The sequence below is a fragment of the Azospirillum sp. UFLA03-27 genome (assembly GCF_059803775.1).
In genome coordinates this window covers 1-9446 of record NZ_JAUQTX010000251.1, presented here as the reverse complement: position 1 = coordinate 9446, position 9446 = coordinate 1, and the positions used below count along the sequence as shown (strand labels likewise).

The 9446-nt window shown below is 68.0% G+C and carries 9 protein-coding genes; 5 read left to right on the top strand and 4 right to left on the bottom strand.

What is annotated here, in order from left to right; all coding sequences use genetic code 11:
* Window positions 1-326: 326 nt before the first annotated feature.
* The 5 genes from Q4I23_RS26710 to Q4I23_RS26690 all read left to right on the top strand — a co-directional run bounded on the left by Q4I23_RS26710 (window position 327) and on the right by Q4I23_RS26690 (window position 6107).
* Complete coding sequence (locus Q4I23_RS26710) at window positions 327-1379, top strand: sulfate ABC transporter substrate-binding protein (protein WP_498528214.1); 1053 nt, start codon at window positions 327-329, stop codon at window positions 1377-1379.
* 57 nt (window positions 1380-1436) lie between these two features.
* Complete coding sequence (gene cysT, locus Q4I23_RS26705; RefSeq protein WP_454017192.1) at window positions 1437-2270, top strand: sulfate ABC transporter permease subunit CysT; 834 nt, start codon at window positions 1437-1439, stop codon at window positions 2268-2270.
* Window positions 2260-3120, top strand: a complete 861-nt coding sequence (cysW, locus tag Q4I23_RS26700) for a sulfate ABC transporter permease subunit CysW (RefSeq protein ID WP_454017191.1) — start codon at window positions 2260-2262, stop codon at window positions 3118-3120. Before cysT ends, cysW begins: the two co-directional genes overlap by 11 nt.
* 13 nt (window positions 3121-3133) lie before the next feature.
* Window positions 3134-4174 carry a sulfate/molybdate ABC transporter ATP-binding protein gene (locus Q4I23_RS26695; protein ID WP_498528213.1) on the top strand — a complete coding sequence of 347 codons (1041 nt, stop codon included), beginning with the start codon at window positions 3134-3136 and terminating at the stop codon, window positions 4172-4174.
* 208 nt (window positions 4175-4382) lie between these two features.
* Window positions 4383-6107, top strand: coding sequence for a hypothetical protein (locus Q4I23_RS26690; protein ID WP_498528212.1), 1725 nt, complete (start codon window positions 4383-4385; stop codon window positions 6105-6107).
* Window positions 6108-6116: 9 nt separating this feature from the next.
* On the opposite strand, the gene Q4I23_RS26685 is transcribed toward Q4I23_RS26690, so the two are convergent.
* The 4 genes from Q4I23_RS26685 to Q4I23_RS26670 form a co-directional block, all read right to left on the bottom strand.
* Window positions 6117-7817 (bottom strand): monovalent cation:proton antiporter-2 (CPA2) family protein, encoded by a 1701-nt coding sequence (locus tag Q4I23_RS26685; RefSeq protein ID WP_454017188.1) that lies wholly within the window; start codon window positions 7815-7817, stop codon window positions 6117-6119.
* A 168-nt stretch (window positions 7818-7985) separates the two neighbouring features.
* A complete protein-coding gene (locus Q4I23_RS26680; protein ID WP_498528211.1) occupies window positions 7986-8372 on the bottom strand; it encodes a response regulator transcription factor in 387 nt (128 codons plus the stop codon).
* A 51-nt stretch (window positions 8373-8423) separates the two neighbouring features.
* Window positions 8424-8915 (bottom strand): MarR family transcriptional regulator, encoded by a 492-nt coding sequence (locus tag Q4I23_RS26675; protein ID WP_454017186.1) that lies wholly within the window; start codon window positions 8913-8915, stop codon window positions 8424-8426.
* A 308-nt stretch (window positions 8916-9223) separates the two neighbouring features.
* Window positions 9224-9446: hypothetical protein (locus Q4I23_RS26670; RefSeq protein WP_498528210.1), on the bottom strand; the 223-nt coding region annotated here is incomplete at its 5' end.

Genomic DNA, 9446 nt, shown 5'->3' with positions numbered 1-9446 from the left:
GCGTATAATCGTCGGCAGCGTCAGATGTGTATAAGAGACAGCGCATGATAGCGATCCGCCGCATCGCTTCCAGCCCGATCCAAAGCCTCCTATTTCACAAAATTATGTGAAATTGTCTCGCGACGATATGGAGAATGACAAAAAACAGCCTTGCGGCCTTCCCGGAATCATGCAAACTCTAGGAGGCAAATGGATATTGCATATACATTATAAAGAATGTGAATACGGCCCAGTCGATCCGGTGCAATGGCCGGCTTTGTAAACAACGGTGCGGTGCGTGGCCTCCAGGGCCGGTGCCTCAATGAACCATACCGAGGGAGTGTGCCATGTCGTTTCGTGATCGGCTCTCCGCGCTCCGCGCGAACCGGTTCTCCATAGGCCGGCTGTCCGCAATGGCCGCGGGTGTCGCCCTCGCCATGCTGACCATCGCGCCTGCCAAGGCGCAGACCACGCTGCTGAACGTCTCCTACGACCCCACCCGTGAATTCTATGTGGAGTTCAACAAGGCGTTCGCCAAGAAATGGCAGGCGGAAAACGGCCAGACGGTGACCGTCAAGCAGTCGCACGGCGGGTCGGGCAAGCAGGCGCGCTCGGTCATCGACGGGCTGGACGCCGACGTGGTGACGCTGGCGCTGGCCTACGACATCGACGCCATCGCCGATTCCGGCGCCCTGCCGAAGACGTGGCAGACGCGCCTGCCGAACAACAGCTCCCCCTACACCTCGACGATCGTCTTCCTGGTCCGCAAGGGCAACCCGAAGCAGATCAAGGATTGGGACGACCTGCTGAAGCCGGGCGTCCAGGTCATCACCCCGAACCCGAAGACCTCGGGCGGGGCGCGCTGGAACTATCTGGCGGCCTGGGCCTATTCGCTGGAGAAGAACGGCAACGACGAGGCCAAGGCCAAGCAGTTCGTCGCCGACCTGTTCAAGAATGTCCCGGTGCTGGACAGCGGCGCCCGCGGCTCCACCGTCACCTTCACCCAGCGGCAGCTCGGCGACGTTCTGCTGGCCTGGGAGAACGAGGCCTTCCTGTCGCTCCAGGAGTTCGGCGCCGACAAGTTCGACATCGTCGTGCCGTCGCTGTCGATCCTGGCGGAGCCGCCGGTCACGGTCGTCGATTCGGTGGTCGACCGCAAGGGAACGCGCAAGGCGGCGGAAGCCTACCTGAACTTCCTCTATACCCCCGAAGCGCAGGAGATCGCGGCGAAGAACTTCTACCGCCCGCGCTTGCCGGAGGTCGCTGCGCGGTATGCGGATCGCTTCCCGAATGTTAAGCTTGTGACCATCGACGGTTCCTTCGGGGGCTGGCGCACGGCGCAGGAGAAGCATTTCGCGGATGGCGGCGTCTTCGACCAGATCTACCAGAAGGGCCGCTGACCCGTGGTCGCGGCAACCACCAGCGACGCCGTGCTTCCCAATACGGGGGGCACGGTGTTGAGCGTTCTTCGAAAACCCAGCGTCCTGCCCGGCTTCGGGCTGACCCTGGGATTCACGCTGACCTATCTGTCCCTGATCGTCCTGCTGCCGCTGGCCGCGCTGGCGTTGAAGGCGGCGGGGCTGGGCTGGTCCGGCTTCTGGGACGCGGTGCTGACGCCGCGCGTCCTGGCCGCCTTCAAGGTCAGCTTCGGGCTGTCGCTGGCCGCCGCCGCGATCAACGCCGTCTTCGGCTTCATCGTCGCCTGGGTGCTGGTGCGCTACCGCTTCCCCGGCGACCGGATCGTCGACGCGCTGGTGGACCTGCCCTTCGCCCTGCCCACCGCGGTGGCCGGCATCGCGCTCAGCGCGCTCTACGCGCCCAACGGCTGGATCGGCTCCCTGCTGATGGAATGGTTCGGGCTGAGGGTGGCCTTCACGCCGCTGGGCATCGCCATCGCCCTGACCTTCATCGGCCTGCCCTTCGTGGTCCGCACCGTGCAGCCGATCCTCCAGGATCTGCCGCCGGAGGAGGAGGAGGCCGCCGCGGCGCTGGGCGCCACGCGCTGGCAGTCCTTCCGGCGGGTTGTGTTCCCGGCGCTTCTGCCGGCCCTGCTGACCGGCTTCGCGCTGGCCTTCGCCCGCGGGGTGGGGGAATACGGCTCGGTGATCTTCATCGCCGGCAACATCCCCGGCCTGTCGGAAATCATTCCGCTGCTGATCGTCATCAAGCTGGAGCAGTACGACTATGCCGGCGCCGCCGCGGTCGGCGTGCTGATGCTGATGGCGTCCTTCGTGCTGCTGCTGGCCCTGAACCTGCTGCAAGCCTGGATGAGGTCCCGCCATGCTCGCTAAGAAAGCCGTCGGGTTCACCCCGGCGCTGGCCGACAGCGGCTGGGTGAAGGGGCTTCTGATCGCCACGGCGCTGGCCTTCCTGCTGCTGTTCCTGGTCCTGCCGCTGGTCGCGGTCTTCGTCGAGGCGCTGCGCCGCGGCACGGACGCCTACTGGGCGGCGCTGGTGGAGCCGGACGCGGTGGCGGCGATCAAGCTGACGCTGATCGTCGCGGCCATCGCCGTGCCGATGAACCTCCTCTTCGGGGTGGCGGCGTCCTGGTGCATCGCCAAGTTCGACTTCCGCGGCAAGGACGTGCTGATCACGCTGATCGACCTGCCGTTTTCGGTGTCGCCGGTGATCTCCGGCCTGATCTACGTGCTGCTGTTCGGGCTGCACGGGCTGATGGGGCCGTTCCTGAAGTCGCAGGGCATCCAGATCATCTTCGCCGTGCCGGGGCTGGTGCTCGCCACCGTCTTCGTCACCTTCCCCTTCGTCGCCCGGGAGCTGATCCCGCTGATGCAGGAGCAGGGCAACGAGGAGGAGGAGGCGGCGCTGGTGCTGGGCGCGTCCGGCTGGCAGACCTTCTGGCGCGTCACCCTGCCCAACATCAAATGGGGGCTGCTGTACGGCGTCCTGCTGTGCAACGCCCGCGCGATGGGCGAGTTCGGCGCGGTGTCGGTGGTGTCCGGCCATATCCGGGGCGAGACCAACACGATGCCCCTGCATGTCGAAATCCTTTACAACGAATACAACTTGGTCGCTGCCTTCGCGGTGGCCTCGGTGCTGGCCATGCTCGCCCTTGTCACGCTGGTCGTGAAGACGGTGCTGGAATGGCGCTTCGGGGCTGAGCTGGCGGCCACCCGGCATTGAGGCGACGCACGTCATGGCGATCCAGGTTTCCGGCATCACCAAGCAATTCGGCAGTTTCCGCGCGCTCGATGCGGTGGACCTCGAGGTCCGCTCGGGCGAGCTTCTGGCTCTGCTCGGCCCGTCGGGGTCGGGCAAGACGACCCTTCTGCGCATCATGGCGGGGCTGGAGTTCGCCGATTCCGGCAGCCTCCTGCTCAACGGGGAGGAGGCGCTGAGCCTCACCCCGCGGGAGCGGCAGGTCGGCTTCGTCTTCCAGCATTACGCGCTGTTCCGCCACATGTCCGTCTTCGACAACGTGGCCTTCGGGATGAAGGTGCGGCCGCGCGGCCAGCGCCCGACCTCGACCGAGATCAAGCGGCGCGTCATGGAATTGCTGGAGTTGGTCCAGCTCGCCCATTTCGCCGACCGCTACCCGGCGCAGCTCTCCGGCGGGCAGCGGCAGCGCGTGGCGCTGGCCCGCGCGCTGGCCATCGAGCCGAAGGTCCTGCTGCTCGACGAACCGTTCGGTGCGCTCGACGCCAAGGTGCGCAAGGAGTTGCGGCGCTGGCTGCGCAAGCTGCACGAGGACATCCACATCACCTCCGTCTTCGTCACCCATGACCAGGAGGAGGCGCTGGAGTTGGCCGACCGCGTGGTGGTGATGAGCCAGGGACGGATCGAGCAGGTGGGCAGCCCGGCGGAGGTCTACGACCGCCCGGCCTCCGCCTTCGTCTACGAGTTCCTCGGGCAGGTGAACCGTTTCGACTGTGTGGTGGCGGACGGGGTGGCGCGGACGGCCAACGGCGCGCTGTCGATCCCCGCCGACGGCACGGTCCGCGGCCCGGCCATCGCCTATGTGCGCCCGCACGATCTGGGGCTGAGCCCCAGCGCCGCGGGACCAGGCCGGGTGTCGGGCATCCATGTGGTGGGACCGGACGCGCGGATCGAGATCGACCTCGCCGGCCTGCCGCTGGAAGCCGAGATGGACCGCGAGCGCCTGTCCGCCCTGGGGCTGCGCCCCGGCGACCAGTGCGCCGTCCACATCGCCCGCGCCCGTGTCTTCCCGCAGCCGTGACGACAGCCTGACGAAGCCCGGCCTATCCTCGAAAAGGGGCGGGGAGGGCTCCCGCCCTCATGCCGATGGAGTCCCAGCGGGCCATGGGGCCTGCCCCGTCGGGGCCATGGACTAAGTCCAACGCCGAATCGTAACGCCATTGCCTTCTGGCGATGCGGACAGTGGATGTGTTGAGCCTTCCGCATTGCACCCAATGCAGGAGGCACCGGTGGACCATTCAGGACTGTCGCAGGCCACCGGCTCCGCCGCCCTGCGGACGGACGCCGGGGCTGGAGCCTGGTCGCCGCCGCTGGCGCTCACGCTGCCGGTGATCCTAGCGCTGCTTCTGCTGCCGCTCATCCTGGTGGAGATGCCGCCATTGCTCGACTACCCGAACCATCTGGCGCGGGTGGACGTGCTGCTGCATGTCCGGTCAGACCCCTTCCTGGCCGACCATTACACGGCCTCCCTGACGCCGGTTCCGAACCTGCTGATGGAGGCGGTGATGCTGCCGCTCGCCAGCGTGCTGCCTCTGTATGTCGCCGGGCGCGTCTACATGGCGCTGGCCGGGCTGCTCACCCTGTTCGGGGCGATGCTGCTGAACCGCACGCTGTTCGGGCGGTGGAGCCTGTGGCCGCTGTGCGGCGCGCTGTTCATCCACAACGCCACGCTGATCGGCGGCTTCATGAGCTTTTCGCTCGGCCTCGGCTTCCTGCTGGTCGGGCTGTCGCTGTGGATCGCGCTGGCGGGGCGGCGCTGGCAGGTGCCTGCGGGTATGGGCTGCGCCCTGTTCCTCTATTTCGCCCACGCCATCGTGCTCGGCTCCTTCCTGCTCTGCCTGTTCGCGGTGGAGGCGGTGAAATACATGGGGCAGGGGCGAAAGCCGCTGACGCTCGCCAATCTCGGGCGCGACGCCCTGCGCTTCGCCGCGCTGCTCGCCCTTCCCGTGGCGCTGTTCGCCGGCACGGTGGGGACCCATCTCCTGCAGTCCGACGCGGCGGCGGTGGGCGCGCGGGACAGCACGCCGGTCCTGCTGCTGAAGGAAATCTACTGGCGGCTGAAGAAGCTGGCCGAGCTGAAGCAGTGGCGTTATCGGCTGCACGACATGCTGGCTCCGGTCCTGAACTACAACACGCTGCTGGATGTGGCGACCCTGCTGCTGATCCTCGGCGGCATGGTGGCGGCGCGTCTGGCCGGCTGGCTGCGCGCCGCGCCGGCGATGATGCTGGCGGTGGGGTTGTTCGTTTTGGCCTTCTTCGTCGTGCCCGACCCCTTCTTCGGCACCTATTTCGTGTCGATCCGCTTCTGGATTCTGGCGGCCTTCCTGCTGGTGGCCGGCACCGACATCCGTTTTCCCAGCGCCCGCGCCGCGGCGGCCTTCGCCGCCGGGCTGCTCGCCCTGCTGACGGTGCGGACCGGCGTGCTGACGCTCAATTGGCTGGCCTATGAGGACGATGTGGCCGACCTGCGCCGCGCCATGGAGCGGATCGAGCCCGGACGGTCCGTCCTGATCGCCTGGGCGGGGCAGGAGGCCGGCTGCTGCAACACGCGGGAGTTCCTGCTCACCCAGCCGCCCTGGCGGCATGCGCTGGTCGCCTTGCCCAGCCTCATCCATCTGCCGTCGCTGATCACCGTGGAGCGGCGCGCCTTCGTCCCGACCTTGTTCAGCCATCCCGGCAAGCAGCCGCTGACGGTGACCCAGCCCTACCGCGACCGCTGCATGGCGATCTACGAGGGGGTTCCGGTGGATGTCCGCCTGCTCTCCCGTCCCGAAGAGGCGACCCTGCGCGATCATGTCGAGCCCTGCCCGCACTACATCGGCTGGCGGGACAAGTACGATTACGTGCTGGTGATGTTCTCCGACGTCTTCCGCGCGGCCGGGCTGAAACCGCCGCCGGGCGCGGAGGAGGTTTACCGCGGCACCGTGTTTGACCTGTGGCGGGTGGAGCGCTGACGCAACCGCTCAGTCGTTCTGGTCGGCGGGCTCGCTGAGCGCGTCGTAGCCGCGGTCGCGGACGCTCTTCAGGCTCTGGTCGATGGTCTCGGCGTCCACCCCGGCGGTGCGCAGCACGAGGCTGGCCAGCTGCAGGCTGGCCTCCAGCGTCTCCGGCACCACGGCGCTGGCTCCGGCCTTTTTCAGCCGCGCGCCGCGGTCCAGGTCGTGGGCGCGGGCGGCGATGGCCAGGCGCGGGGCGGCCCGGCGGATGGCCTCCACGGCGCGCTCCGCCATGTCAGGGCGGTTGACGGTGATGACCGCGGCCCGCGCCCGCTCGATCCCGGCGGCGCGCAGCACGCCGATCTGGCTGGAATCGCCGTAATAGACCGGCAGCCCTTCGGCCCGCGCCGCCGCCACCCGCTGCGGGTCGAGGTCCAATGCGACGTAGGGAATGTCGTGGGTGCGCAGCAGCCGGGCGACGGCGCGCCCGACCCGGCCATAGCCGGCGATCAGCACATGGCCGGTGATGTCGCTGGTCTCCACCCCGAAAGCCTCGGCGCCGTAGCGGGCCTCGACCCTCTGGGCCAGCCGCTGGGCGATGGCGCCGATCAGCGGCGTCACCGCCATGCTGAGCGCCACACAGGAGGACAGCAGCAGCCCCGTCTCGCCCTCCAGCACCGCCAGCCGCGTCGCCTTGCCGATCAGCACGAAGGCGAACTCACCGCCCTGCGACAGCAGCAGCCCGATGCGCAGCGAGGTCGCCAGCCCGAGCCCCGACAGGCGGCAGAGCAGGAACAGCAGGATGCTCTTTCCGACCAGAAGCGCCGCGGTCACCATCAGGATGTCGTCGGCGCGCTGGAGCATGGCCGGCAGGTCCAGCGTCATCCCCACGGTCATGAAGAACAGGCCGAGCAGCAGGCCGCGGAACGGCTCGATGTCGGCCTCCACCTGATGGCGGTAGGCGGTGTCGGCCATCAGCATGCCGGCCAGGAAGGCGCCCAGCGCCATCGACATGCCGGCCTCCGCCGTCAGCCAAGCGACCGCCAGGACGACCAGCAGATTGGTCGCCGTGAAGACCTCCGGACTCTTCGCCGAGGCCACGAAGTGATAGACCGGGCGCACCACGAAGCGGCCCAGCAGCATGATGGCGCCGATCGCCGCAACGGCCTTGACCCCGGCGAGGGCGAGCGCCCAGGGGATGCTGGTGTCGCCGCCGGCCAGCAGCGGCAGCAGGGTCAGCAGCGGCACGACGGCCAGATCCTGGAAGATCAGCACGGCGACCGACACGCGCCCGAAGCGCGCCACCGTCTCCCCGCGCTCGACCAGCAGCTTCAGCACCGTGGCGGTGGAGGAGAAGGCCAGCATGCCGCCGATCACCAGCGCCGCCGCCACGTTCTCGCCCAGCGCGTAGGCGACGGCGGCGATGGCGGCGCTGGTCAGGACGACCTGCATCAGCCCCAACCCGAAGATGTAGCGCCGCATCGCCCGCAGGCGCGACAGAGGCAGCTCCAGCCCGATGGCGAAGAGTAGGAAGACCACCCCGAATTCGGACAGGACCTGGGGAAGCTCCATGTCCACCACCGGTCCCGGCGTGTGCGGACCCAGCAGCGCCCCGCCCACCAGATAGCCGAGCACCGCCGGGATGCGCAGCGCCTGGAACAAGGGGACGATCACCACCGCCGCCAGCAGCAGGAACAGGACGTCGAAAAGCAGTTTGGGGTCGTGCATGGGCCGCGCGCTGGCTGGGTCGGGCCGGACGCCGGCCGTCCGGGACGGCGTCTGTATGCGGCGCAATAACGACCGCCGCAAGCGCAGCGGGTGTGCGAAGGATCGGAACGCGCAAAAAAAGTCCGGCGCCGGGCAAAAAGATCGCGCTGTGGCGGCGATGCCGTGGCGTCAGGCGGCGCGGGCGGCCAGCAGCTCCTCCACGGCCGTGGTCAACTCGCTGGTGTCGAAGGGTTTGTACAGCACGCGGTCGGCGCCGTGCATGGCCGACAAATTCAGCGAGAAGGCCGCCGGAAAGTCGTCCGTGCCGCCGGACATGGCAATGATGCTTGGAACCTGGGATGCGCCGCGGGCGCGCAGGCGGCGGATCAGTTCGATTCCGTCCAGGCCGGGCATCATCATGTCGACGATGGTGAGGTCGAAGGGCTCGCGCTCCAGCAGGGACAGGCCGGCCAGGCCGTCATTGGCCTCCGCCACCTGATGGCCCAGCGTCTCCAGCGTCATGCGCAGCAGCGCCGTGAAGGCCGGAACGTCGTCGATCACCAGAATTCGGGCCATGGCTCCGTCGCTCCCAATGCGATGGCGTGAAGTGCGGATGGCGCGGACGGTTCAATCCGCCGCGGCGCCGTTGCGGTCGGCATGACCGGAGGTCCCCAGCGCGCCGCTGTCGCGCTCCCCGCTCTCGGTGCGGCGGGACAGCAGCGTGCGCAACAGCTCGTCCAGCCCCGCGGCCAGGGCACCGTGCTGGGCCGGCGCCAAGCCGTCGATCGCCGCGACCAGCTCGTTCAGCGGATCGTTGGCGAGCATGGTCCGCCCCCGCGTCGTGAGGGTCAACCGGATGGAACGGCGGTCGGTCTCGCTGGGGTGACGCTCCAGCAGGTCCTTTTTCAGAAGGGCTGCGATGGTCTGGCTGGCCGTGCCCTTGGTCGTCCCGTGATGGCGGGCGAAGGCCACGACGTTCCGGGCGCTCGCGTTCGCCTGGGCGAAGTAACGCAGCGCCGCCCACTGGGCCGGGTTCAGCCCATCGGCAAAGGCAAGGCTGGCGGTCGTCCGCAGAACCTGCGCCATGACCTCAGCGGTCGCGCGCGCGCTTGGGCGCATGCCGGCTCCCCTGTGCCTGCGGTTTCGGGATAAAACCATAAAGGCGCGGCCCGGGGCCTGTCCAGCCGCCACGCTCTTTTGTCGTCTCCGGCTCAGAATCGAATCTGTTGCTGAACGAGTCTTTTCGCTGGATCGGCTGCGGACGCTGCCCTATACAGCGCCTCCCTCGCCGGACGCGGTCCGGAGGGGCGCCCCGAAAGACTGGAGGGGTGGAGGTCAGGGCGCTGGCCGATCCGTTTTCCGCCCCAGGCGGTCTAGGCGGTTCGGTGAATACGAAACAAAGGGCTTGACGCTCTCTGCCGTAAGCGCTAGATTGACCCTCCGCTGGCACGAACGATCGTTTGTGCTTCTCCGGCCTTCAAAAACCCGATGACGATCACGGCCAGTTTGCCGACCGTCATTTTGCGTGGTTCGCCGGGTGAATGGATCTTTGACATCGTTGATCGTGAAAATCGAGAAGGGATGCGCAGGCGGCGGTTTTGACCGTTGGCCGCGGACCGGTTCCGGGTGGGACTGGCATCGCGGGTCGCT

Excerpts from the sequence above, each read along its gene's own strand:
- Q4I23_RS26710 (WP_498528214.1), top strand. The coding sequence starts at position 327 with ATGTCGTTTCGTGATCGGCTCTCCGCGCTCCGCGCGAACCGGTTCTCC.
- cysW (WP_454017191.1), top strand. The coding sequence starts at position 2,260 with ATGCTCGCTAAGAAAGCCGTCGGGTTCACCCCGGCGCTGGCCGACAGC.
- Q4I23_RS26695 (WP_498528213.1), top strand. The coding sequence starts at position 3,134 with ATGGCGATCCAGGTTTCCGGCATCACCAAGCAATTCGGCAGTTTCCGC.
- Q4I23_RS26685 (WP_454017188.1), bottom strand. The coding sequence starts at position 7,817 with ATGCACGACCCCAAACTGCTTTTCGACGTCCTGTTCCTGCTGCTGGCG.
- Q4I23_RS26680 (WP_498528211.1), bottom strand. The coding sequence starts at position 8,372 with ATGGCCCGAATTCTGGTGATCGACGACGTTCCGGCCTTCACGGCGCTG.
- Q4I23_RS26675 (WP_454017186.1), bottom strand. The coding sequence starts at position 8,915 with ATGCGCCCAAGCGCGCGCGCGACCGCTGAGGTCATGGCGCAGGTTCTG.